Origin of the sequence: Elongatibacter sediminis, assembly GCF_037892215.1 — a bacterium.
GTDB lineage: Bacteria > Pseudomonadota > Gammaproteobacteria > Xanthomonadales > SZUA-36 > Elongatibacter > Elongatibacter sediminis.
Window position 1 is genome coordinate 1 of the sequence record NZ_JAZHOG010000015.1, and the last position, 24758, is coordinate 24758.

Consider the following 24758-nt stretch of genomic DNA (forward strand, 5'->3'; position numbering starts at 1 on the left):
CGACTACTTGACGCCTTATGAAGTGTTCAACAACACTCAGGAATCACTCACCGTTGCGCTTCGCAGTTGAATCCAAGCGGCTTGGAGGGCAAAAATTGCATTAATTCAGCATGTTGGAATGGCCCGACCCCACTTTGCACTTAGAAGGTCTTTTTTAGGCACGAATTGCGGCTTGAAGCGCAAGCAGCTCCAACACTTCGTTATCAGCCGCGTTTTCGAACGATAAATCACGCTCTAAGGTGCAAAACAAGCGACCTGGAGGGCAAAAATTGCATAACTTCAGCATGTTGGAATGGCCCGACCCCACTTTATGCAACCAGCCAGGCCGTGGCCACCAAATCACTCCGGCATTCCATAAACATCTGCGGGTATTACCAGGCCCTGAACCCGGGCTGCAAACCCAACCGAAAATTCATATCTTCTGCGCGCATGAATTCCCTACGCGTTCGTAGCAATTTGGTTTTGTCTCGCGCCAGCACCTTTCGCCAGCGCGCTTCATGGCTGATTCTGCTAGCCGGGTGCCTGGCGTCCAGCGTCACCCAGGCCGGCTTGTGCCTGGTGGATAAGGACGCGGCCGGCGCGAATAACGGTACGACCTGGGAGGACGCCTACACTCATCTGGCGGGAGCTATGCTTCATTCACATTGCGATGAGTTGTGGGTCGCGGGGGGGACGTATACGCCCACCGATAGTCAGGACCCCCAGGGGCGCTTCATCCTCCAGCCCGGGATTGAAGTGTATGGCGGCTTCGCGGGCACCGAAACGGAACGTGAGCAGCGCGACCCGCGGGCCAACCCCACCATTTTGTCCGGCGATCTGGGGGATGGAATACACTCCATTGCGCTGGTTTTTTTTGAAGGGTTTGACCATGATCAGGATCCCCCCCCTGCGCCCCAGGTTCTGGACGGCTTTACCGTCACCGGCGGTGTCACCTCATCAATCAACGAGTTTGGTGCCGGTATTTACATCGATGCGGGTACGCACATCGGGGTTCAAAGGGAGTGCAACCCCATATTGCGCAACCTGATCATCGAGGGGAACGCGGCGGGCACGGGCGGCGGTGGCGTATTCATCGACGCGACGATTGATGGCTTTTCCAGTCCCATCTTCGAGAATGTCACATTTATCAATAACACCGCGTTAAGCGGCGCAGCCATGTACATCGATGGTCATGGCGCCGCGGCTTGTCCCACGCTGAACAATGTCACATTCGTCGATAATCACGCCGAAGACTTCGCCGGCGGCATTCTCCTGATCCAAAATGTTACCGAAGCATGCCTGGTCATGAACAATGCCACGTTTAGCGGCAATACTTCGGGGATTTCCGGAAGTGCAATCACGATTTCCGCCGAGGGGAGCACCGGCGGCACACCGACGTTCAACAACATCATTGTCTGGGGCAATCCCACCGGCGATGACAAGCAGTTCGCCGATTTGCACCCCGTGGCAGAGATCAACAACAGCGTCATCGAGAGTGGCTGCCCGACCGGCAGCACCTGCAACAACCTGGTCTCGACGGACCCGTTCCTGGGAGCGCTGGGTGACCACGGCGGCCTCACACCCACCATGCCGATCTCGAAAAGCGGTTCGGCGTTCGATGCCGGCGACGACGCGACCTGCCTGCCGACCGATCAGCGTGGAGTACCCCGGCCCCAGGGCGAACACTGCGACATCGGCGCCTACGAGAAGCCGGTAGGCTTCTTCGCAGACGGATTCGAGTCGGCCCCGCCCCCCTGAATCACCCGCCGTCCCTGAGAGGCACCGCGCAGAGCGAGACACCGCTCAGGTGGAAGCCGAGCGCGGGTGAACCGAATTCCAGTTCCGCCCTGTTTAATCGCAGGGTCAACACCGAACGGTTACTGAACAGGCAAGCCACCCGCTCCCCATGGAATGGCCCGACCCCACTTTCCCCGGAATGCTCAACCTGGGTCACCCCGGCCTTGAGCCGGGGTCCATGATTCCTGGGCCGATGGATCCCGGATCAAGTCCGGGATGACGGCTCTGGGATCAAGTCCGGGATGACGGCTCTGGGATCAAGTCCGGGATGACGGCTCTGGGATCAAGCCCGGGATGACGATTCCAGGATCAGATTCGGAATGAGGTGTGCACTCTGATCTGACCACCTCTCTGACAAAAAAGGCCCGCCGAAGCGGGCCTTTTTCACGACCGAAAACCGTGAACGGTCACTCCAGATCGAGGAAGCTTCGGAGCTGCTCCGAACGGGTGGGGTGGCGCAGCTTTCTGAGCGCCTTGGCTTCGATCTGCCGGATGCGCTCGCGGGTGACGTCGAACTGTTTGCCGACTTCCTCCAGCGTGTGATCCGTGTTCATGTCGATGCCGAAACGCATGCGCAGCACCTTGGCTTCGCGCGGGGTCAGGCCGGCCAGCACGTCCTGCACGGTACCGGTGAGGCCGGAACCGGTGGCCGAGTCGATCGGCGAGGAGATGTTGGCGTCCTCGATGAAGTCGCCCAGGTGCGAGTCCTCGTCGTCGCCGATCGGGGTTTCCATCGAAATCGGCTCCTTGGCGATCTTCAGCACCTTGCGCACCTTGTCCTCGGGCATTTCCATGCGCTCGGCCAGTTCCTCGGGGAAGGGCTCACGACCCATCTCCTGCAGCATCTGGCGCGAGATGCGGTTGAGCTTGTTGATGGTCTCGATCATGTGCACCGGGATGCGAATGGTGCGGGCCTGGTCCGCGATCGAGCGCGTAATGGCCTGCCGGATCCACCAGGTCGCGTAGGTCGAGAACTTGTAGCCGCGGCGGTATTCGAATTTGTCGACCGCCTTCATCAGGCCGATGTTGCCTTCCTGGATCAGGTCCAGGAATTGCAGGCCGCGGTTGGTGTATTTCTTGGCGATGGAAATCACCAGGCGCAGGTTGGCCTCGACCATTTCCTTCTTGGCGCGGCGGGCCTTGGCCTCGCCGATGGACATCTGGCGGTTGATGTCCTTCAGTTCGGCGATGCTGAGGCGCGATTCGGCCTCGATGCGCGCCAGGCGCTCCTGCACGGCCTTGATTTCGGGCGCATGCTCTTTCAGCGCCGGCACCCACTTCTGCTTGCCACGCAGAATCGGGGTCAGCCATTTCGGATTGGCCGCGTTCTCGCCAAAGCTCTTGAGGAACACGGACTTGGGCATGCGCGCCTGGACCACGGCCATCTGCAGGATCAGGCGTTCCAGGTCACGGGTCTGCGACACCGTGTAGCGCATCCGGTCGATCAGGTGATCGATCATGCGCGCCGGGAACTTGATGCGCAGGAAGATGTGCGCCATGTCCTCACGCAGCTTGAGCACGGTTTTGTGTTTGGGGCCGTGCTTGTCGTACGCGGCCAGATATTTCTTGTACAGAGAGGCGAGTTCGTCAAAGCGACGGGTCACTTCCTCCGGATCGGGGCCGGTGGATGCCTGCTCTTCGGATTCCTCCTCCTCGTCGTCATCATCATCGTCATCGCCGTCGGACTCGTCATCGGAGTCGTCGTCCGAATCGTCCTTTTTATCGTCGGACTCCTGGTTCGGCCGCACCGGCGTGGGAATTTCCTGCTTGGCCAGTTCCTCGGGGTCGATGAAGTCCAGCATCACCTCGGTCAGCCGCTGGCGGCCTTCCAGGTGCAGCCCGTACTCGACCAGCAGGGTGGCAATGGACCCGGGGAAGCGTGACAGGGCTTCGTGCACCTGTAACAGGCCGTCCTCGATACGCTTGGCGATGGCGATTTCACCCTCGCGGGTCAACAGCTCCACCGTACCCATCTCGCGCATGTACATGCGCACCGGGTCGGTGGTGCGGCCGATTTCGGTCTCCACCGCGGCCAGCGCCGCGGCGGCTTCTTCGGCCGCCGTGTCGTCGTCGGTGTCGGTGGTGGCCCCGTCGTTCAGGATCAGCTCATCGGAATCCGGTGCTTCCTCGTGCACCGAAATCCCCATGTCGTTGATCATGTTGACGATGTCTTCGATCTGTTCCGGATCGACGATGTCATCGGGCAGATGATCGTTGACCTGGGCGTAAGTCAGGAAGCCCTGCTCCTTGCCCTTGGTGATCAGATCCTTGAGTTGGGACTGCTGATTCTGATTCATATAGGAATACGTCGGGGTTAGTTAACTATAGTCCAAGACCCTGCATGCAGCGAACCGGTTCACTCGGAATCGGAATCGCCGGCCAGGGTCCGCCTCAGGGCCTGCCTTCTTTGCTGCAAATCCAGCAGCATTCGTTTGTCTTCCGGCCCCAGATCGGCGAGCCGGCGGGGCATTTTTTCGATGCGCGCTTCAGTCCACTGCAGCTCCAGCGAAGTCAACGCATCCCGAAACTCCTGCACCTGATGCCCGGCCTCCCCTTCAAGGGGCCAGGTCGCCAACGTTCTCAGGTGTGGTTGAGCCGGGTGGTCGCGCCAAAGTTCCAATAGCTGAGCCGTGGTCATATTGGGGTGTTTGTCGCAGAAGTCAACAACTTCGCGAAAAATATCCATGCCCTGAACGTCGCATTCCGGTAGCACAGGACGGACCGGAAGGCGGCTGGTCAGGCCCGGATTCTGCACCAGATGGGCCAGCGCCAACCGCAGCGGCGTGCGCTGCATTTGACCGGATGCCCGGCCCGCCTGGCGGGTCTGGCGCAATTCCGGCTGCCGCGGCGCCGGTGTCTCGAACCGGTGCTGTGCCAGTTTTTCCAGGCGTTCCATCATCATGTCGCGATACACACCTTCGGGCAGCTTCTGCAACTCCGGACGGGCCAGTTCGACCAGGCGCGCGCGGCCGTCGAGCGAATCCATGTCCACCCCGGTCGTGAAGTGCCGAAAGAAAAACTCCGACAACGGCTGCGCGGTTTCGAGGCGTTGTGCGAACCGGTCCTCGCCCTCGTTGCGCACCATGCTGTCCGGATCCTCGCCCTCGGGCAGGAACAGGAAACGCGCCTGGCGACCTTCGCGCAAACGCGGCAGGGTGGATTCCACCGCCCGCCACGCCGCCTTGCGGCCGGCCCGGTCACCGTCGAAGCAGAACACCACTTCGTCGGCCGCACGGAACATCAGTTCCACCTGGTCGCCGGTCACCGCGGTGCCCAGGGTCGCCACGGAGCTGGAAAAACCAAACTGCGCCAGCGCGACCACGTCCATGTAACCCTCGACCACGATAATCCGGTCCAGCTTTGGCGCGGACTTGCGCGCCTGGTGCAGGCCGTACAGCTCCCGTCCCTTGTGGAACAGGGGTGTCTCCGGTGAATTCAGGTACTTCGGACCGTTGTCGGAAATGGCCCGGCCACCGAAGGCTATGACGCGCCCACGGCGATCGTGGATGGGAAACATGATCCGCTCGCGGAACTTGTCGTACCACCCTTTCTTGCCTTTGCTGAGCATGCCGGCCCGGTCCAGCAGGGCCTGGCGCGCCGCGTCTGTGCCGATACGGCCAACCAGGTTGTCCCAACCCGGCGGAGCAAAGCCAATGCCGTAGTCACACGCGATTTCACCGGACAGGCCGCGTGACTTGAGGTAATCGCGAGCCACCTCGTGTTCGCGCAGCTGCTCCTGGTAGAACCCGCAGGCGGTATCGAGAATCTCGTACATCGCATCGGCCACGCGCGGACGCGACGAGCCGCCCCCTTCGCGCGGCACTGTCAGCCCGGCATGGCGTGCCAGTTCCTCGACCGCATCGGGGAATTCCAGCCCTTCGTAGTTCATCAGGAAACCGATGGCCGAACCGTGGGCGCCGCAGCCGAAGCAATGGTAGAACTGTTTCTGCGGGCTGACCGTGAACGAAGGGGTTTTCTCGTCATGGAAGGGGCAACAGGCCTGGTATTCCTTGCCGGCCCGTTTCAGGGGCACGTGGCGCTCGATGATCTCGACAATGTCGAGACGACCCAGCAGTTCCTCGATGAAGGACTCGGGAATCAATCCACCCACATACCCCTCCGTGGCCGGCGCCGTGGACGCAGACCGAAACCGGGCATATCAGCCGTTGAGTCGGGCCTTGACGGCCTGGCTGACGGCTTTCATGTCGGCGCGGCCCTGAACCTGCTCACGCAGGGCATTCATGACCGGCCCCATATCACGCATGCTGCTGGCGCCGGTCGCCTCGATCGCCTGCGCGATGAGGGCGTCGAGCTCAGCCTCGTCGAGCGGCTCCGGCAGATAAGACTGAATGGTTTCGAGCTCGTAGCGCTCCCGCGCGGCCAGTTCTTCCCGGCCCGCCTGGTCGTACTGCTCGATGGATTCGCGCCGCTGCTTGACCATCTTGTCGAGAATCGACAGCACCGCAGCATCGTCCAGCTCGATGCGCTCGTCCACTTCTTTCTGCTTCAGGGCCGCGGAAACCAGGCGCAGCACCGCAAGGCGATCGCGGTCGCGCGCACGCATGGCGTCCTTGACGTCTTCCTGGATTCGGTCTTTCAGAGCCATTGACGTTTTTCCACCCCTTGGTCATACGGGAAGCCGATGCCCAGGCCGGGCAATCTGGCGAATATTCCGGCCCACCGCCCGTCAGCGCCGGGATTCGCCCGCCCACCCGGTGCGAGAGTCACCACTCAGTGTAGGACAGGCTGCGGACCTTTTCACAGGCCGGCCCGGACGGGCCAGCCGGAAGAGAAAATCAGTACAGACGGGTGCGACGAACCGCGTCCCGAGACATTCTGCGCAGGTTGCGCTTCACGGCCGCGGCCGCCTTGCGCTTGCGTTCCTGCGTGGGTTTTTCGTAGTACTCGCGGCGGCGCGTTTCGGCCAGCACACCCGCTTTTTCGCAGGAGCGCTTGAAGCGGCGCAGCGCGTACTCAAAAGGCTCGTTTTCGCGAACTTTCACACTTGGCATTACGTTTCACTCTTCCTGTTCGGCCCCGGCGCCTGGGACGCCATCCGGACCTTTCGTTGACGTAGCCGCTAATTGTACCAATTCTGGCGCGGGGTGCGCAATGACATCTCAAACCGCGGAAACAACGCCGTCGCGACGCGGATCGCCCATTCCTTCGAAACGGCCGCCCGAACGGACCGCCACGGTGTGAACCCCACCGAAGAACAGGTTCGGTTCAGGCCATTCCTCGACCTCGGGCACCAGGCGCCGCAGTTCCCTGACCACGGCCGGGTCCCACCCGGACTCGACACTCAATTTGTGACCTTCCAGGTGCATGCGAGGCGCTTCCACGGCTTCTTGGAGACCCAGCCCGTAACCGGCGATGTTGAGGGTGACCTGCAGGATGGCGCTGCGAATCCGGTTGGAGCCACCACTGCCCAGGGCGATGACCCGGTCGCCATCGCGCACTATGGCCGGCGACATCATCGAGGCGAGCCGCATGCCGGGCGGCCAGCGGCCGAAACCGGCCGGATTCAGGTCTTCCTCGCCGAGCATGTTGTTGAGCATGATGCCGGTGTCCGGCAGCACGTAAGCGCTACCTTCACCGTTGGACGCTGTCAGGCTGGCGACATTACCTTCGGCATCGGCCACGCTGATGTGGCTGGTGCCGCGGCTGAACAGCGACTCCGGCTCGAGCCCCCGATGCCACTCGGCGAGCGTTTCGGGCGCCAGGACCCGGTCCGGCGTATCGCGATCCAGCCCCTCGGCCAGACCGTAACGGGCCCGCGCCAGGCTGGCCGCACGCATCGCCCTCAGCAGCGCCCGGGCATGTTCCGCGTCGCCAAACCGACTGTCCGCCGGCAGCCAGTTTTCGAACAGTTTCAGCGCGAATGCGATCAGGCAGCCACCCGGCGAAGGGGGCGGATTGATCAGGCATTCCGCGTTCCGGTAACGGAACGCCAGCGGCTCACGGCGGTGTACCCGGTAATTGGCGAGATCTTCCCGGCTCAGGTGTCCGCCGCGCTCCCGGCTGTCCCGGGCCAGCCGTTGCGCCCACTCGCCCCGGTAGAACAGATCGGAACCCTCATCGGCCAGGGCTTGTAGCGCGTTCGCCAGATCGGGGTTGCGCAGGGTCTCGCCGGTTTCAGCCGGGGATCCCGGTCGGGATGGTGATTCGTACAGCGCAAACGCCGCTTCGTCGGCTTTCAGAATGGCGTCCAGGATGCGCATGATGTACCGCTGCAGAGCATTGAGCTCCACGCCGTCGCGGGCCAGTGCAATGGCGGGTTGCAGCACATCCGCCAGCGGCATGCGGCCCCGGTCACGATGCACCTCGAACAGACCGGCGACCAGCCCGGGCACGGCAATCGAACCCATGCCAATGTGGAATTCCTGGGTGGCGGCACCGAAATCCGCGAGGATGGGATAAAAGTCGGCTTGGTCGGCATCCCGCTTGCGTGACGGCGTCTGGCAGAAAAAATCGTAGACCACGGGCGGCCCGGAAGTGCCGGCCGCCAGCAGAAAGCCGCCACCGCCCAGGCTGACCAGCAGCGGTTCGGCCACGCAGGCCGCGCACATCGCGCCCAGCACGGCATCGAAGGCATTGCCCCCGGCGCGCAGCACATCGGCCGCGGCCGCGGAAGTCGCTGGATGCCCGGAGGCCGCCATCCCTTTGCTGGTCGTCACGTCGATTGGGTCCGAATTCGCCGGATGCTGCGCGGTGGAGCGGGTCACGATACCATAGGCGGTCGGCCCGGCCGCGCTTGTGTGGACGCGCCGAAACGGCCGTTTGATGGAACAAGGAGATCACCCTGCGCGTACTGGGCATTGAGACTTCGTGCGACGAGACCGGCATTGCCATTTACGACGGCGAGCGCGGCCTGCTTGCGCACGCGCTGCACTCGCAGGTCGACCTGCATGCGGCCTACGGCGGAGTCGTGCCGGAGATCGCTTCACGCGACCACGTGCGCAAGCTGATTCCGTTGCTCGACACCTGTCTGGCCGAGGCCGGCTGCGAACGCGGCGACATCGACGGCGTGGCCTATACGGCGGGTCCGGGACTGATCGGTGCGCTGCTGGTGGGCGCTTCCATGGGCCGCGCCCTGGCGACCGCCCTGGACGTCCCCGCCGTCGGAGTCCACCACATGGAAGGCCACCTGCTGGCTCCGCTGCTGGAGCCCGATCCGCCTCCGTTCCCGTTCGTCGCGCTGCTGGTGTCCGGCGGCCACACGATGCTGATCGAAGTGACGGACATCGGCCGTTACCGCCTGCTGGGTGAAACCCTGGACGACGCGGCCGGCGAAGCCTTCGACAAGACAGCCAAGTTGCTCGGCCTCGGTTACCCGGGCGGTCCGGCCCTGGCCAGATGCGCCACCGACGGCCGGCCGGACGCCTACCGCTTTCCGCGGCCGATGACCGATCGCCCCGGTCTGGATTTCAGTTTCAGCGGCTTGAAGACCCACACCCGCAACCTGTGGGCCGAGCGCCGCGACTCACCCGGAGCTCAAGCGGATATCGCGGCCGGATTCCAGCGAGCCGTGGTCGAAACCCTGGTGATCAAATGCCGCCGCGCGATGCAGGAAACGCGCTGCGGACACCTGATTGTTTCGGGCGGCGTGGGCGCCAATCTCGAATTGCGCGAGGCCCTGCGGCGGGCCGGCGAAAAAGCCGGCTGGCAGGCCCATTACCCGCGCATCGAGTTTTGCACCGACAACGGCGCGATGATCGCCTTCGCCGGCTATCACCGCCTGGCCGCCGGCGAGACCGAACCGGAACGCATATTCGCCCGGCCCCGTTGGCCCATGGACGAACTGCGGCCGCCCGGTGAAGCAGCCTCGCGGCCCTGAACCGCTCACCGGCCCCTTCATCCCGACAACCGGAAATATCGCATGACACTGGACCGTGTATTTATCGAGGACTTACGCGTCGAAACCGTGATCGGAATCTTCGACTGGGAACGTGAAATCAAACAGGTCGTCAGCCTGGATCTCGAGATGGCGTTCGACATCCGGGCCGCGGCGCAGTCGGATGCGATCGAGGACACCCTGGATTACAAGGCCGTGGCCAAGCGTCTGATCCGCTTCGTCGAGCGCAGCGAGTTCCAATTGGTCGAAACCCTGGCCGAGCGCTGTGCGGCGATCGTGCTGGAGGAATTTCCCGTGGCTTGGCTGAAATTACGCCTGTCCAAACCGGGCGCCGTTCGCGGTTCCAGCGCCGTGGGCGTCATCATCGAACGCGGAAGCCCGGGCTCATGACGTCCCTGAAGCAGCCGGTCACCGTCTACCTCGGAATCGGCAGCAACGTGGATGCCGAACGCAATGTCGAGGACGGCATCGCCGCTTTGCGCGAGGCATTCGGTGCCGTCACGGTTTCACCGGTCTACCGATCGGTCGCCGTCGGCTTCGAAGGCGCCGATTTTCTGAACCTGGCGGTAGCGGTGAACACCGCGCTGCCTCCGCTGGCACTGAAGCACTGGCTCAATACCCTGGAACGCCGTCACGGGCGGCGGCGCGACGTCCCCAAATTCTCGGACCGGACCCTGGACATCGACATCCTGCTGTACGCGGATCTGTGGCTGATTTCACCGGAACTTGAACTGCCGCGGCGGGAAATTCTCCAGCACGCCCACGTGCTGCGACCGCTGGCCGACCTCGCCCCCGACGCCCTCCATCCGGTCGCAGGCGTCAGCGTTGGCCAACTCTGGGCGGATTTCACCGGCGACCGTTCCGGCCTGCAGCCCACCGCATTTTCTCCCTGATCCCCGCCACGTTCCCGGGCCCGTGACCATGGGCACATGTACTCGGAAGTCTTTTCGTAGATCATTGATTCCGTTGTAACCCTTTGGCGCCTCGCGGCGTCAGTAAGGTGAGTCCAAGTGATTGGCACAAGGTTCGCGCCCAGACGCGCGCCCGACCGGTTCCCCTGCACTCCGGTGGTTGGCGGGGCTTGTCCCGCCTCCACCGGTGCTTTTTAGGCGGAACCGGTTACCGGCCCGAAATCCGGGCAGCAGAAGCCGGAACGAATCCGGCCGCATCGCAGGGGAAACGGCCAGGCATGACCTGGCGCCAACCCGACCGTCCGAATTGGAGGAGTTTGCCGATGCGATTCCCGAAGGTGCGAATCATCCACGCCGCATTTTTTTCCCTGTCCCTGCTCTCGCTGCCGCTGGCAGCCAGTGAAGTCATCTCCCAGGAGACCCTCGATCAGACCCTGCTCGATGCCCGGAACGCCATTGAGCGGGAGGAATTCAAAGCCGCGTTCGCCCTCTACGATCAGGCCGCGCGCTGGGGCCACAAAGGGGCGCAGTACGTGCTGGGTGAACTGTATAACGAAGGCAAAGGCGTCGCCCGCGACCCGGTGCGCGGCTATGCCTGGCTGACCGTGGCCGCCGAAGCGCCTGACCGTGATTTCCGGCGTGCGCTCAAGCGTGCCGGCCAGGCCCTCAGCGACGCCGAAAAAGCGCAGGCCGAACGCCTGGCGCGGGAGTATGCGGGCATCTACGGCATGGAAGCCGCCGGGGTTTACTGCAAGAAGGAATCCCGGGTGGGCTCCAACATCAAACGCGCTCACTGCTACCACCGCAATACCACCGGGAACGGAGACCTGATCGTGCCCGACGCGGATACAGGCGCGCAGCCAGCCTCTTGAGCCGGTAATGCCTGAACGTGGTGCCGGCCGGGCCGATGATTGCCCGGACGGCACCGCATATCACCGCCGCGGTAGTCCCATCAGGGCCTCGCCGCTCCGGCGCACCGGAGCGGACCCGCGGCCCCGTATTCGCGGTTCAGATATTGAGCAGGCGGCCGCCGTCGACAGCCACGATCTGGCCGGTGACGTACGGCGCATCCAGCGCCAGCCAGGCCACGGCGGACGCGATATCGTCAGGCTCTCCCGTGCGCTTCAGGGCCGTGCGCGCCAGAATGTCTTCGCGCGCGCGCTCGTCCGTTTCCGCTTCCGGCCACAGAATGGCGCCCGGCGAAACCCCGTTGACCCGCACTTCGGGTCCCAGCTCCCGGGCCAATGCCAGCGTCATCATGCGCAGGCCGGCCTTGGCGATGCAGTACACGGCATGGCCCTTCATCGGCCGTTCTGCGTGTACGTCGACGATGTTGACGATAGCTCCGCCCGCCGGCCGTAGCGCCGGCAACAGGCCCTGGCTGAGGAAATAAGGGCCGCGCAGGTTGCTGTCGAGCAGGTCGTCCCACTGGTAGCCCTGGGTTTCACCCACGGCGGTGGGATAAAAGCGCGACGCGTTGTTGACCAGCAGGTCAAGGCGGCCGCCACACCACTCGCGGCAGGCCGCGCACAGGCGGTCGAGCTCGTCGGCGCGGGTCAGGTCGGCACTCACGACGCAGGCGCTGCCGGTGCGTTCGCGATTCAGTTCGGCCTCGAGTTCACCGGCACCATCCTGGTTGCTGTTGCAGTGAATCATGATGTCCAGACCACGCCCATGCAGGGCCTGCGCGATGGACCGGCCGATGCGGGCCGCGCTGCCGGTGACGAGCGCCTTGCCACTCGTTTTCGTCGCTCTGGACATCATGTCTCCCGTCCAACACACTTCCCGCCATGACCCGATCCATCCTGCCCGAACCCCCGGACGAGCTCAAGGCACTCAGCACCGCGTTGTGCGACCGGCTGCGCGACGAGTACGCGGAAACGGGTTTCCTCCCCTTCGCCCGTTTCATGGAACGCGCCCTGTACGAGCCGGGGCTGGGCTACTACAGCGCGGGGCTGCACAAGTTCGGCGCCGCGGGGGACTTTGTCACCGCTCCTGAAATCGGCGGCCTGTTCGCCGCCTGCCTGGCCGCCCAGGTCTCCGAAGCCGGCGCGCTGCTGGGCCGTTACGACATCCTGGAACCGGGCGCCGGCAGCGGAAAGCTGGCGGCCGACCTGCTGAACGCACTGCCCGAAGCCGCGCTGCCGGACCATTACTTCATCCTCGAACGCAGCGCCGATCTGCGCGCGGAACAGCGCCGCACGCTGGACGAGCGGGCACCCGGCCGGTGCGGGCGGGTGGAGTGGCTGGATGCCCCGCCCGAGGATGCCTGGCGCGGTGTACTCATCGCCAATGAGGTGATCGACGCCCTGGCGGTCGAACGGTTCCGGCGAGTGGACGGCCAAATCCAACAGGTCGGCGTGCAACCGGCCGGTGAGTCCGGCGCCGATGGATTCGGCTGGGATTACCGTCCCGCCCCAGAGCGCCTGTCGCAGGCAGTGGCCCAGCTGGATTCAGACCTGCCCGAGCCGTACGAGTCCGAGATATTGCCGGAACTCGCCGACTGGCTGCGGGCCGTCACCGAACGGATGTCGTCCGGACTCGCGCTGTTCATCGACTACGGCTACCCCCGTTCCGAGTATTACCTGCCCGAACGCCGGACCGGCACCCTGATGTGCCATTACCGCCACCGCGCGCACACCGATCCGTTCTTCTGGCCCGGCCTGCAGGATCTCACGGCCTTCGTGGATTTCACCGCGCTGGCGGAAGCGGGCGAAGCCTGCGGCCTGAACCTCGCCGGCTACACCAGCCAAACCCTGTTCCTGCTTGGCTGTGGTCTCGACCGGATTTTGGCCGAGCACATCGAAGATACCGATGATGGCGGGCTGAAGCTCAACGCCGAGGCTCGCCAACTGACCCTGCCCGGCATGATGGGCGAACGCTTCCAGGTGATGGCGCTGGAGCGCGATCTGGAACACCGGCTGGATCAGCCGTGGTCCGGTTTCTCGTTACGGGATCTCAGTTACCGGCTCTGATCCGGCCGCGCCGGGCTCGCGACTCAGGAAGACCCTTCCGCTCCGGCCACGGCCATGGCGACGGCTTCGATCCGTGCCTGCCGCAAGAGCTCGCCGATCTGCGGACCGTGCAACCCTTCGAGTTCGAGGTCTCCGGCGCGCACGGCCTGCGCGGCCTCCAATGCACGGCGCACGGTATCACCCTGCGGATAGGACCGCTGTTCCAGTCCCAGGCGGCCGCGGTAGTCCGCCTCGCAAGCCAGCAGGAAGGGCTCGAGGGATTCCGGACGGCGCAGCAGATCGGCGCGTTCCAACAGGTTCAGCAGCTTGCCGGGCCGCATCTCCCGCGCCTTATGGCACCGCAGGTGCAGCGCGCAGACGGCCTCGGCCAGGCGACGGAAGGCCACCGGGGCGCGCAGGCGCTCACAGACCGCACGCACCAGCGCCACGCCGGCCTCGTCGTGACCGGGGTGCGACGGCCACGTCTCGCGCGGCGTCAGGCCCTTGCCCAGATCGTGCACCAGCACCGCGAAGCGCGACTCCACCGGCGCCTGCAGATCGGCGGCGGCGTTCAGCGCCATCAGCACGTGCCGGCCGGTATCAATCTCCGGGTGCCAGCGTTCCGGCTGGGGGACGCCAAACAGCACGTCCACCTCGGGAAGCAGCACGGCCAGCGCGCCCGCCTCGCGTAACACCTCGACGAAACGTCCGGGCGTGGCGGCAGCCAGTCCGCCGGTGATTTCGTTCCAGCAGCGTTCGGCGGCCAGATGCTGCAATTCACCGGATTCCGTAATTTCCCGCATCAGCGCCAGGGTATTCGGATGCACCTGAAAACCCAGCCCGGCGAAGCGGGCCGCGAATCGGGCCACGCGCAACACGCGCAGCGGATCCTCGACGAACGCAGGCGACACATGCCGCAGCACGCGCGCTTCCAGATCGGCTCGGCCGCCGAACGGGTCGATGAGCCGGCCCTCCTCGTCCCGCGCCATCGCGTTGACGGTCAGGTCGCGGCGTTCCAGATCCTGTTCCAGGGTGACCCCGGGATGAAAATCCACCGCGAAACCGTGATAGCCGTGACCCTGTTTGCGTTCTGTGCGGGCCAGCGCATACTCCTCACCGGTCTCCGGATGCAGAAACACCGGAAACGAGGCACCCACCTGGCGGTAACCCTGGTCCAGAAGATCATCGGGGGTCGCGCCGGTCACCACCCAGTCGCGCTCGTGGACCGGGAGCCCCAGCAGATCGTCGCGCACCGCGCCACCGACCAAATAGGTAGCCGTTGTCATGACCGGCTCAAGTGCCAGGCCACCGCGGCGCCGGCATTACGGCCGCGACAGATCGCGCCAGCGATCGAGGCGACGTTGCCGCGGCGAACCGCCAATATAGGCCGACACGATCGCCCGCACCGGCTGCGGTTCGATTCCCAGACCCGGCAGCGCATTGTCATCGCTGACGTTGTCCCACTGCAGCGACTTGTAATTGTCGGTCGAGAACGGCTTGCCGGGCACGAAATCCATGATGAAGGCCTGGATCCGGGAGACCGGGTCGGGCTGGCCGACGATCCAGCACGAGGCACCACTCAGACGGGCGCTCAGCTCGACCAGTTCCCGCAGGGTGTAGACCCTCGGCCCGACCAGTTCCAGCACTTCTCCCACGGTTTCGGGCCGGACCAGGACCTCGCCGACCGCGGCCGCCACGTCGCCCACCCACACCGGCTGCAACCGGGACTGCGGGCAGGCCAACGGCAACACGGGCAGCCAGCGCACCAGCTTCGCGAAGCGAGTGAAGAAAGAATCTCCAAAGCCGAAAATGACCGACGGCCGCAGAATGGTTTCATCCACATGGCCGGCCACGCGCAGGCGCTGCTCCGCTTCGCCTTTGGACCTGAGGTAATGGCTGTCGCCCTTGCCCGCGTTGATGGCGCTGATCTGGATGAATCGGCGCACACCGGTGGCGCGGCAGGCCGACAGCAGGTTTTCCACCGTTTCCACGTGCGCGCGGTGGAAGCCCCTGCCACCGCGGCCACGCTCGTTGAGAATGCCAACTGCGTTGATGACCGCATCGGCACCGTCGAGGGCACGTTCCAGCGAATCGGGGTCGAAGGCATTGCCAGACACCAGTTCCACGCCCGGAATCAGGCGCAGGTGGCGTGCCCGTTCACGGTTACGGCAGATCACCCGACAATGGTGGCCTCGGCGCGACAGTTGCGGCAGCAGATGGCTGCCGACAAAGCCGGTCGCGCCCAACAGGACGATTCGCATGTTCAGCTCCCGGGGACGATGCTCACGGATGGAGCAGGGCAGGCCACGTCGGCGACGCCCTCCGCGTCCACAATGGGCCCCATGGTACCGGAATCAAGAGCCGGCATCCGCGAGGCGAGTCGCTGCACGGGTTGTTGTCGCCGCCAGTCGTAAATGGTCGCGAAAGCCAGCACGCGCGGGATGTAATCGCGGGTCTCGTAGAACGGCAGAATCTCGACCCACACGGTGGGGTCGTCGCCGGGAAGATCCTCCAGCCAGCGCTTCACGGCGCCGGGTCCGGCGTTATAGGCGCCCGAAACCAGCACCGGATTATCGCCGAAGCGATCCATCAGCTCGCGCAGAAAGGTCGTGCCGTACACGATGTTGTCCTCGGCCCGCATCAACTGCGCGCTGCCGTGCCAGGTGAGCGAGGCGTGCCGGCGCGCGATCCGGCTCGCCGTTCCGGGCATCACCTGCATCAGGCCTCGCGCACCGGCCGGCGACACGGCATCCTCGGCCATCGCACTTTCCGAGCGCATCAAGCCAAGCACCCACGAAACATCGAGCCGGCGCGGCTGCGCGTGTTGTTCGACCAGCGGCGCGTAAGCGACAGGAAATCGCCAGTCGTACCACTGCCGGTCACCGCTGGCGGCCAGCGCCGCAATGGCCCGGTCCGGCCAGTCCTCCCGGGTGGCCAGCGCGGCGGCCAGGCGAAGCTGGCGCGGCGTTGCGCCCCGGGTCATCAGACCCCACTCGGCGCGCGACCAGTTCTCCAGACCGACTGCATCGAGTTCGATGATGCGGCGTACCACGGGCTCGAGGCTGAATGCGGCCAGCGCTTGTGGTTCCACCCCGGCTTGATGCGGGCAGATCGCGTAGGGCCGGTCCAGCAGGTCAGCGGCAAGGAATCCATAGTAGCTGGCCGACCGGGCCAGGCCTTCGAGCAACTCGTTGGCGTAATCCGGGTCGCCCAACTGCAGGCGGGCACGTGCATCCCAGTAGCGCCAGCGTTCGCTGCTCCGGGTCTCGTCACTCATGGCGGCCACCGACAACACGACATCCGCCCAGGTGCCGGTAGCGAGACCGTTGCGGGCCCACCACTCGAGCACACGATCGCTGCGGGCCGCCTCGGGCACCGCCCGCATGCGCTTTGCCGTGTCCGGAGCATTGGACACCGCCGACCACAGGGCCAGTTCGGCCATCAGTTCACCACGGCGATTCGCTCCCCACTCGATACGGCCGTCCAGCCGCTCGAACAGATACCAGGCGCGATCCGGATCGCGCCGGGCCAACCGGGCCAGTCCGTACGCCGTGATATCGCGCGCCTTCGCACCATCGCTCCAGTTTCGGGCCTGGTCCAGCCGGGTGTAACCGGTACGGTCCTGCTGTTGCCAGCGCTCCACCCAGATCCGTTCGTTCACCGGAACAAAGCGGGTCAGATACAGGGTCAGGCGCGGATTGCGTGATTCCATGGCCCGGCGCACCCGCAGCCAGGCGAGGTCCGCCGTGATGCCGCCTTCCGAGCGCAGCCAGGCGAATACCGGATCACAGGCATCTTTCTGCGAATGGCCCACCGCCCACAGGTCCTGAACCTCGGCTTCCAGGCCTTCGGTCAGTCCGAGTTCCAGCCGCGCGCGGGCCCGGTGGCAACGTACTTCGGCATCGTCGCTGTTGGCGGAATGGCGCTGGAGGTCCCGCCAGCGGCCGCGCTCTCCGAGAGTACGCAGCCAGGCAGTCTCCAGGCCGGCGGTAAAGGCCCAGTCACGGTGTGCGTTCAGAAAATCCGCCATCTCGGCGGCGGGGACCGACCCGCGCTCGTGACGATAGTGCTCGTAGCGCAGATAGGGATACAGCACGTAGTCGCCCAGCCCGGAACCCAGACGCTCGAATTCGGCCCGCTGACCGCGGCTGGCGGCTTTCCAGGCACGTTCAAAGGCATCACGTTCTACCGCGAGATCGCCGTCGCCGTGGGCGAGGCCCGCCAGGAGCAGCATGGGAAGCAACAGGAGGGCAGTAAACCACCCCGGCCGTCCGATGACGACGGACCGCCCTGTCCTGCCGTGGTCTGGATGCGCGTGGCTCACCCCTTCAGGTTATGAGAATGCAGCGATCCCGGCAAGGGCGCCACCGGCGGACCGAATGTCAGCCGCTAGTCGTCTTCGTCGCCACCCGCGCGCGCGCGAACACTGACCACCGGTCGCAGAGCGGGCCTCAGCCTGACATCCGCCGGCAGCGCCACCTCGACTTCCACCGGGCAGTGGTCGGAATAATCGACATCCAGTACCGCGGCCGAAGCAGACGGCAGGGAACGGCTGAGCAGAATGTGGTCGATGGCCCTTTGCGGCTGCCAGGAGGGATAGCTGGCGAGGCTGCGCGTCGGTGCTTCAAGATACAGCGCGGCGCAGAACGCACTGATTTCCCGACTGTGGGTCTGGGCATTGAGATCCCCCATGACCACGAGGTTGGAATGGCCGTCGAACTGGCGGGTCAGAAACTCGAGTTGCTGCCGCCGAGCCCGCTTGCCAAGCGCCAGATGAACCACCGCCACCACCAGGGCATCCTCACCGGCGCCAAACCGGATCACCAGGGATCCGCGCCCCGGAATGGCCCCCGGCAGACGGAATTCATCCACCGAGTCGGGTTCGAAGCGGCTCAGGAATCCATTGCCCGCGTAGGCCACGGTGCCCACCCGCCGGTTCGACTGATGGCACCAGAACGGCATCCCGGCATGGGTGGCCAGGTAGCGCGACTGGTTGATGAACCCGGAACGCAGGCTGCCCGAGTCCGCTTCCTGCAAGGCCACCATGTCGTAACGGGCAACCAGGTCGGAGATGGCATCGAGATTTTCGGTTCGCCGGGAGTGCGGCAGTATCTGCCTCCAGCTATGGGTCACGTAGTGGTGATAGCGTGAGGTGGACGTTCCAGCCTGAATGTTAAAGCTGAGCAGACGCAGTTTCTGCGGCTCGTCGGCGGATGGCGGTACGAAGTGCACTTTGGGATGATACCGCAGTCCGGTCCGGCGCTACGCTGCGCCGGGCCGGATACCGGGCCGGGAAAACCGCGATCGGCGGCGTTCGGGGTTCAGTCCGCGGCCACTGCCTCGGCTTCGGCAAGCTCGGGTTCGGCACCTTCGGCACTGGCTTCGGCGGTCGCACCCATCGCCGCCGCTTCGGTGGCGACGAGGTAGTCGACGACATCGAGCATGACGTCGAAATTGGCCACCGCCGCATTGCCGGCCACCAGGTACTTGCCGTTCACGATCAGGCTGGGTGTGCCGCGCACGCCGGCGTTTTGAACCCGGCGTTGGTCACGCCGCATCTTCGCGTCCACCGCGAACGATTCGGACATGGCTTTGAACTCGGCCGGATCGGCCCCGAATTCAGCATAAAAGTCGCCCAGCGCGTCCATGTCGCGCATCACGTCGCGCTCTTTCCACAGCTTGTCCATCATGGCGGGATGAGATTCATCGGCGATTCCCATCATTTCCGCGGTCGCGTAAGCGCGCGCGTACAGCTCCCAGGAACTGCGGCCGAACACCACCGGGATTCGCTTGAATTCGACGTGCTCGGGCAGCCGTTTCTTCCAGCTCTGCACGTAGGGCTCGAACGTGGCGCAGTGAGTGCACAAATAGCTGAACGCCTCAACCACTTCGACCGGACCGTCGGACTTGACCGTGGCATCCGGGATCACGGAATAGTGAATGCCTTCCTGGTACGTCCCCGAAGGCGACTGGCCGAACACGGCACCGCTGATCAACAAAAGCAGGCCGGACAGCACGGGCAGACGGATCACTCCATTTCGCATTGCAAGACTCCTGGGTCGTCGGTTCTGTTACCACTCCTGGCCCAATACAGACCACGGTATGCGGCAACGGTTCACTCGAGGGTCAGGTGCAACCCCTGAATGTAGCTGGAGACCGCCTCGATTTCTTCGTCGGTGAGTTCGCTGGCCGCACCGTTCATCACGTGGCTGTTGGCGTCCTTCGGACCCCAGTTTTCGCCACTGCGGAAGCGGGTCAGCATACTGGCCGTATACACCGCGTGCTGCCCCGCCAGCCGCGGGTAACCGGCCAGCGGATTGCCTTCACCCGCCGGACCATGACAGGCCATGCAGGCAGGAACGCCGGATTCGGCATTACCGGCGCGCCACAACGAACGCCCGGCCTCGACCAGCGCCTCGTCGGCAACCGCGTCCTGCGGTTCCTGTTCCGAGAACCAGGCGGCCAGATCGGCCATGTCCTGTTCGTTCAGGCCGGCGACGATGCCGACCATTTCAGGCACCGGCCGCGCTCCGGACTTGATCAGCAACTGCTGGCGCAACAAATAGTCTTCGTGCTGGCCGGCGATCTTGGGCCACTGCGGCACGGCACTGTTGCCATCGGCGCCATGACAGGCGGCACAGATGGCGGCCTTGCCCTGGCCTGCGGCGGCGTCACCGTCGGCCACGGCGTGCAGGCTGAAGCCGATCAGCAGGCAAGCCGCGGCGCGTACGCATGCGTTCATAAATCGTTCTCCCGAGTAATCCGTTTCGGAAATGCGCCAGATGCGCGGTACCACCCTTTTGGGCAGCGAGCATTATAATGGGGCGTCATTATCGCGGTTTCGCCCGCGACGTTCCAGCCAACCGGACCCCCAGATGACTTCCGCAAGCCGACTGCAGGCACCCTACCGAGCCGCCCATTACCTGCGCAGTGCGCACAATCTGCGTGATCTGCCGCCGGACGAAGGCCGAGAGGTCGCTTTCGTGGGACGGTCCAATTCCGGAAAATCCAGCGCGATCAATGCCTTGACCGGACAGAACGCCCTCGCGCGCACCAGCAAGACGCCGGGCCGCACCCAGCAACTCGTTTATTTCCAGCTGGACGATGATCGGCGTATCGTCGACCTGCCAGGCTACGGCTTCGCCAAGGTGCCCGAAGCACTGCGCCGCCACTGGCGCGAAACCATCGATGCCTATTTCAGCAGCCGCCGCTCCCTGCGCGGCCTGGTGCTGCTGATGGACGTGCGCCGTCCGCTGAGCGAATTCGACCGGCAGATGCTGGACTGGTGCGTGCATCACGGCGTACCGGCGCATGCGGTGCTGACCAAGGCCGACAAGCTCAAGCGCGGACCAGCCCAGTCGGCGTTGCTGAAAGTGCGGCGCGAGGTGCCGCCCGGGGTCACGGCGCAACTGTTTTCAGCACGCAAACGCGACGGCGTAACCGAACTGGCCCGGCACCTCGCACCCTGGTACGGCTACGCTCCCGAACCCGACGCAGAAGCCAACGGGGACCGCGATTCCCGAACACGGTCCCGGCACGATAAAATCGACGCAGAGACGCCGGATGACAGCCCGGCAGGAGACAAGGCATGAGTTTTCCCGCCACCCGCCCGAGGCGCCTGCGCGCCGACGAATTCAGCCGCCGGCTGGTCCGTGAAACCCGGCTCAGCCCGGACGACCTGATCTGGCCCGTGTTCGTGCTCGAAGGTGATGACGCGGTCGAACCGGTGCCGTCGATGCCGGAAGTGGAGCGCATGACCATCGACCGCCTGTTGCCCGCGGCACGGCGCGCGCAGGACCTGGGCATTCCCGCAATCGCCCTGTTTCCCGTGGTGCCGGCAGAGTTCAAATCCGAGGACGCACGCGAGGCCTGGAATCCCGAAGGCCTGGCGCAGCGGGCCGTGGCGGCGCTCAAGGATCAGCTGCCGGACTTCGGCGTGATCACCGACGTGGCGCTGGACCCGTTCACCACGCACGGGCAGGACGGCCTGATCGACGACACCGGTTACGTGATGAACGACGCGACGGTGGACGTGCTGGTCAAGCAGGCGCTGTCCCATGCCGAGGCCGGCGCCGACGTGGTGGCCCCGTCGGACATGATGGACGGACGCATTGGCCTGATCCGCCAGGCCCTTGAAACCGAAGGCTTTCCCAACACCCGGATTCTCGCCTACAGCGCGAAGTACGCCTCCGGTTTCTACGGTCCCTTCCGCGACGCGGTGGGCTCGGCGGGCAATCTCGCCGGCGGCAACAAATACTCCTACCAGATGGACCCGGCCAACACCGACGAGGCCCTGCGGGAGGTCGGTCTGGACCTCGAAGAGGGCGCCGACATGGTCATGATCAAGCCGGCCATGCCGTACCTGGACATCGTTCGCCGCGTGCGCGACCGCTTTGGCGTGCCCACCTTCGCCTACCAGGTGTCCGGCGAGTACGCGATGCTGAAAGCCGCGGCCCAGAACGGCTGGCTGGACGAGAAACAGGTAGTGCTGGAAGCGCTGACCGGCATCCGCCGCGCCGGCGCCGACGGCATTCTCACCTACTACGCGCCCCAGGCTGCCCAGTGGCTGCAGGACCAGGGCTGATGAAACTGGCCGTGTTCGGCCATCCGGTCAGCCATTCCCTGTCTCCCGAAATTCATCGGAGCTTCGCGGCCCAGTTCGGCCTGGATCTGCAATACGACGCCATCGACGCGGCGCCGGAGTCGTTTCCCGATGCGCTGGGCGCTTTCGCGAAGGCCGGTGCCACCGGCTGCAACATCACCCTCCCGTTGAAGACCCTCGCCTGGGAAGCCGCCGGCCGCAGCAGCGACGAGGCTGATCGCGCCCGGGCCGCCAATACCCTGGTGTTCGAGTCCTTCTCCAACTGGTTCGCCGACAACACCGACGGCCGCGGCCTGGTACGCGACCTCAAGCGTCTGCTTCCGGGCGGCCCCGCGGACCGGCGGATTCTGCTTCTCGGCGCGGGCGGCGCGGCGGCCGGCGTACTGGGACCGCTGCTGCAAGCCGGCGCCACCGCGGTGCACATCGCCAATCGCACGCCGGAACGGGCCCGCTCGCTGGCCGAACACCACGCCGACCTCGGCACCGTGCGCTGGAGTGGCCTGGCCGAAGCCCTGTCACCGGATGAAGCGCCAGCGGCACCCTACGATCTGGTCATCCAGTCCACCTCGGCCGGTCATGCCGGCAAGGGCCCCCAGCTCACTCCCGACCTGTTCGCCCCCGGCGCCCTGTGCTACGACTTGAATTACGGCGCGGCTTCCTCCGCCCTGGCCCGCTGGTGTGCCGATCACGAAGTCATGCACGCCGATGGTCTGGGCATGCTGGTCGAGCAGGCCGGCCTCTCGTTTGCGCTCTGGACCGGGCACACGCCGGATTGCAGAACCGTACTCAAAGCCCTTCGCTCAAAAGTTGGCACGCCTGGCAGCTGAGTTGCACTGTCATCACAGGTACGGCAGCAGCTGGGGCAACCACCACCGTCAACTCAACGTTTTGTGGCGTCAAGTGCCGCAAGTGGCCAGGCCACCGCGCGCCGTGACATACCCCTTACAGAACACATGGCCCCCGGGCTCGATCCCTGCTTTTTCGCTCGGAAGTTAGTCTTTGCCCCATGAAAATCTGGGGCTGGGTGCCACTGAGGTCCGCCGCGCGCTGTGACATGCCCCTTCCAGGACCCGGCATAAACCCGTCCCTGGGGCCTTGATCGAAAACGTCCTGTTTTCGACAGTCCTGGAAGGGGCATGTCACATCACCCGGCTGGGCTGCAGCGACGTTGGCGGGGCGAACAGAAAGGCAGAAGTGAATTTGAGCGCCGTAGTAGCGGTACGGGGTTGAGGAGAGCCACCGCTCAGGTCCACATCTGCCCAGGCAGGTGATGCGGCGCGTTCCCCTCAGGGGTCTCGCCGCCAGGACGGCGGCGCGAAGGTTACAGGGAAGTACTTGCACCGTCCCCCGAGGGGAATGTGCCGCAGCACCTGCCTGCTCGAGGGCACGGTTATCCAAAAACCTTCCAGATAAGCGAATTTGAACTAACGCGAAACCCGCAAGGTCTCCAGGCTATTTCGCCAGAGCCAAAGGAGAATGAACCGCAGCGCTTAACGATTCGAGGATAGTCGGTACCTCATTTGACGCAACGAGTGAATCGATTTGTTGCGTTGCGACGTGTGTAAATGCGCGTTGAGTTGGCATTTAACGAACAGGGTTGCTCATGAATAAGCATTGGTTGAGTCGTGCGGGTCAGTTGGAGACTGGGGTGCGGGTCAGGCGTTCTTGCCCCGGAGGGTTTGGTAATTTCGGTACAGACCGTTTCCGGCCTGGATGAGCAACAAAGCCGGTAGCAGCAGGAGCAACGTTTTGAGCAGGTAGACCCAGGGCAGGCCCGAGGCTTCCTTCGACGACTCGCGAATCGACCAGGCGGTGGCGACGTACGGACCGGCCTTGATCAGCAGGAACACACAGACCGGCACCAGGAACAGCAGCGTGCCGATGGCATTGACCCAGGCCTTCTGACGCGGGGAACGTTCGCGGTAAAAAATATCGACGCGTACGTGGTCATTGGTCTGAAGAGCCCAGGCCGCGGCCAGCATGAAGATGGTGGCGTGCAGATACGTGACCGTCTCCTGCATCCAGATCCAACCGAGATTGAAACCGTAACGCAGCACCACCACCGTGAAACTGAGCAGCACCATGAGCAGCCCCAGCCACGCCACGGTGCGGCCGATCCAGGCGATGAAAACTTCCGGCCAGGTCGGCGAGACGGATGTCGCGTCGCTGCCGGAACTCATGGGATCAATCCCACTCCTTGATCTTCCAGTGAATCGGCTTCACCGGTTCGAGTCCGTAGTCAGGCGAGGTCTCCAGATTGCCATCACCGTCGGTATCCACGTAGTAGTACGCCGGGCCGACGCTGGGCGTGACCTTCACCATGTAGACGCGGCCGTTGTAGCGGTATTCCTCGACCCGCTGGTCCTCTTCCTCGCGGATCGTGACCGTGGGCTCAATCTGCTCATCCTGCACCTTGGGCGGCAGCGGCTGTTCCGGGGCGTCGATGGCCGGAATTTCCGGCGGACGCTCCAGGTCCTCCTGGGCGGCTGCCGGGAGTGACCACAGCGCCAGCACCAGCAGTCCTGCGAGCCCGTTCAGGATGACCTTGCACGAACACATGGCCATCCATGTCTTCTGGTTCATTTCACACGCCTCCTTGTAAGTTAGACTGGGCATTCAACGGTTCGTTCAGGAACCCCACAACCCGAATTGCCGCGCCC

At 64.6% G+C, this 24758-nt stretch carries 22 protein-coding genes and 1 pseudogene; 9 read left to right on the forward strand and 14 right to left on the reverse strand.

Annotated features, from left to right (window positions below; translation table 11 throughout):
- The first annotated feature begins 429 nt into the window (after window positions 1-429).
- Window positions 430-1737, forward strand: coding sequence for a choice-of-anchor Q domain-containing protein (locus V3330_RS17965; RefSeq protein ID WP_354696837.1), 1308 nt, complete (start codon window positions 430-432; stop codon window positions 1735-1737).
- A gap of 446 nt (window positions 1738-2183) precedes the next feature.
- Here V3330_RS17965 and rpoD read toward each other — a convergent pair whose 3' ends face one another.
- The 5 genes from rpoD to ggt form a co-directional block, all read right to left on the reverse strand.
- Window positions 2184-4073, reverse strand: a complete 1890-nt coding sequence (gene rpoD / locus V3330_RS17970; RefSeq protein WP_354696838.1) for an RNA polymerase sigma factor RpoD — start codon at window positions 4071-4073, stop codon at window positions 2184-2186.
- Window positions 4074-4132: 59 nt separating this feature from the next.
- The gene (dnaG, locus tag V3330_RS17975) at window positions 4133-5887 is read right to left on the reverse strand and encodes a DNA primase (RefSeq protein WP_354696839.1); all 1755 of its coding nucleotides are present in this window, start codon (window positions 5885-5887) and stop codon (window positions 4133-4135) included.
- A gap of 48 nt (window positions 5888-5935) precedes the next feature.
- Entirely contained in the window at window positions 5936-6382 is a 447-nt protein-coding gene (locus V3330_RS17980) for a GatB/YqeY domain-containing protein (RefSeq protein WP_354696840.1), read from the reverse strand.
- Between the two features lie 190 nt (window positions 6383-6572).
- Window positions 6573-6788, reverse strand: coding sequence for a 30S ribosomal protein S21 (gene rpsU / locus V3330_RS17985; RefSeq protein ID WP_354696841.1), 216 nt, complete (start codon window positions 6786-6788; stop codon window positions 6573-6575).
- 108 nt (window positions 6789-6896) lie between these two features.
- Complete coding sequence (gene ggt, locus V3330_RS17990) at window positions 6897-8453, reverse strand: gamma-glutamyltransferase (RefSeq protein WP_354696842.1); 1557 nt, start codon at window positions 8451-8453, stop codon at window positions 6897-6899.
- A 125-nt stretch (window positions 8454-8578) separates the two neighbouring features.
- Here ggt and tsaD point away from each other — a divergent pair, with 125 nt between their 5' ends.
- The 4 genes from tsaD (at window position 8579) to V3330_RS18010 (ending at window position 11414) form a co-directional block, all read left to right on the forward strand.
- Window positions 8579-9613 carry a tRNA (adenosine(37)-N6)-threonylcarbamoyltransferase complex transferase subunit TsaD gene (gene tsaD, locus V3330_RS17995; RefSeq protein ID WP_354696913.1) on the forward strand — a complete coding sequence of 345 codons (1035 nt, stop codon included), beginning with the start codon at window positions 8579-8581 and terminating at the stop codon, window positions 9611-9613.
- Between the two features lie 48 nt (window positions 9614-9661).
- Window positions 9662-10021 carry a dihydroneopterin aldolase gene (gene folB, locus V3330_RS18000; RefSeq protein WP_354696914.1) on the forward strand — a complete coding sequence of 120 codons (360 nt, stop codon included), beginning with the start codon at window positions 9662-9664 and terminating at the stop codon, window positions 10019-10021.
- The gene (folK, locus tag V3330_RS18005; protein ID WP_354696843.1) at window positions 10018-10524 is read left to right on the forward strand and encodes a 2-amino-4-hydroxy-6-hydroxymethyldihydropteridine diphosphokinase; all 507 of its coding nucleotides are present in this window, start codon (window positions 10018-10020) and stop codon (window positions 10522-10524) included. The genes folB and folK overlap by 4 nt, the downstream gene beginning before the upstream one ends.
- A gap of 341 nt (window positions 10525-10865) precedes the next feature.
- Window positions 10866-11414 (forward strand): tetratricopeptide repeat protein, encoded by a 549-nt coding sequence (locus V3330_RS18010; RefSeq protein ID WP_354696844.1) that lies wholly within the window; start codon window positions 10866-10868, stop codon window positions 11412-11414.
- 136 nt (window positions 11415-11550) lie between these two features.
- Here V3330_RS18010 and V3330_RS18015 read toward each other — a convergent pair whose 3' ends face one another.
- Complete coding sequence (locus V3330_RS18015) at window positions 11551-12303, reverse strand: pteridine reductase (RefSeq protein ID WP_354696845.1); 753 nt, start codon at window positions 12301-12303, stop codon at window positions 11551-11553.
- Between the two features lie 29 nt (window positions 12304-12332).
- On the opposite strand from V3330_RS18015, the gene V3330_RS18020 reads away from it, so the two are divergent.
- A complete protein-coding gene (locus tag V3330_RS18020; RefSeq protein ID WP_354696846.1) occupies window positions 12333-13517 on the forward strand; it encodes a class I SAM-dependent methyltransferase in 1185 nt (394 codons plus the stop codon).
- A 23-nt stretch (window positions 13518-13540) separates the two neighbouring features.
- Here the strand turns inward: V3330_RS18020 and V3330_RS18025 are convergent, their stop codons facing one another.
- The 6 genes from V3330_RS18025 to V3330_RS18050 all read right to left on the reverse strand — a co-directional run bounded on the left by V3330_RS18025 (window position 13541) and on the right by V3330_RS18050 (window position 20238).
- Window positions 13541-14782, reverse strand: coding sequence for a multifunctional CCA addition/repair protein (locus V3330_RS18025; protein ID WP_354696847.1), 1242 nt, complete (start codon window positions 14780-14782; stop codon window positions 13541-13543).
- 36 nt (window positions 14783-14818) lie between these two features.
- A complete protein-coding gene (locus V3330_RS18030) occupies window positions 14819-15757 on the reverse strand; it encodes a complex I NDUFA9 subunit family protein (RefSeq protein ID WP_354696848.1) in 939 nt (312 codons plus the stop codon).
- A 2-nt stretch (window positions 15758-15759) separates the two neighbouring features.
- The gene (locus tag V3330_RS18035; protein ID WP_354696849.1) at window positions 15760-17730 is read right to left on the reverse strand and encodes a transglycosylase SLT domain-containing protein; all 1971 of its coding nucleotides are present in this window, start codon (window positions 17728-17730) and stop codon (window positions 15760-15762) included.
- A 155-nt stretch (window positions 17731-17885) separates the two neighbouring features.
- Complete coding sequence (locus V3330_RS18040; protein WP_354696850.1) at window positions 17886-18728, reverse strand: endonuclease/exonuclease/phosphatase family protein; 843 nt, start codon at window positions 18726-18728, stop codon at window positions 17886-17888.
- Window positions 18729-18817: 89 nt separating this feature from the next.
- The gene (locus tag V3330_RS18045; RefSeq protein WP_354696851.1) at window positions 18818-19540 is read right to left on the reverse strand and encodes a thiol:disulfide interchange protein DsbA/DsbL; all 723 of its coding nucleotides are present in this window, start codon (window positions 19538-19540) and stop codon (window positions 18818-18820) included.
- 71 nt (window positions 19541-19611) lie between these two features.
- Window positions 19612-20238, reverse strand: a complete 627-nt coding sequence (locus V3330_RS18050; protein ID WP_354696852.1) for a c-type cytochrome — start codon at window positions 20236-20238, stop codon at window positions 19612-19614.
- Between the two features lie 133 nt (window positions 20239-20371).
- Here V3330_RS18050 and yihA point away from each other — a divergent pair.
- The 3 genes and pseudogenes from yihA to aroE form a co-directional block, all read left to right on the forward strand.
- Window positions 20372-20971 (forward strand): annotated as a pseudogene (yihA, locus tag V3330_RS18055) (ribosome biogenesis GTP-binding protein YihA/YsxC); the annotation flags it as partial.
- Window positions 20972-21084: 113 nt separating this feature from the next.
- Window positions 21085-22080: a porphobilinogen synthase gene (gene hemB / locus V3330_RS18060; RefSeq protein WP_354696853.1), complete on the forward strand. Its 996-nt coding sequence runs from the start codon at window positions 21085-21087 to the stop codon at window positions 22078-22080.
- Window positions 22080-22925 carry a shikimate dehydrogenase gene (gene aroE / locus V3330_RS18065; RefSeq protein ID WP_354696854.1) on the forward strand — a complete coding sequence of 282 codons (846 nt, stop codon included), beginning with the start codon at window positions 22080-22082 and terminating at the stop codon, window positions 22923-22925. The genes hemB and aroE overlap by 1 nt, the downstream gene beginning before the upstream one ends.
- A gap of 828 nt (window positions 22926-23753) precedes the next feature.
- On the opposite strand, the gene V3330_RS18070 is transcribed toward aroE, so the two are convergent.
- Together V3330_RS18070 and V3330_RS18075 are read right to left on the reverse strand one after the other, a co-directional pair.
- Window positions 23754-24278 (reverse strand): TRAP transporter small permease subunit, encoded by a 525-nt coding sequence (locus V3330_RS18070; RefSeq protein ID WP_354696855.1) that lies wholly within the window; start codon window positions 24276-24278, stop codon window positions 23754-23756.
- Window positions 24279-24282: 4 nt separating this feature from the next.
- On the reverse strand, window positions 24283-24681 hold the full coding sequence (locus V3330_RS18075; RefSeq protein ID WP_354696856.1) for a DUF2782 domain-containing protein: 399 nt from the start codon (window positions 24679-24681) through the stop codon (window positions 24283-24285).
- Window positions 24682-24758 lie beyond the last annotated feature (77 nt).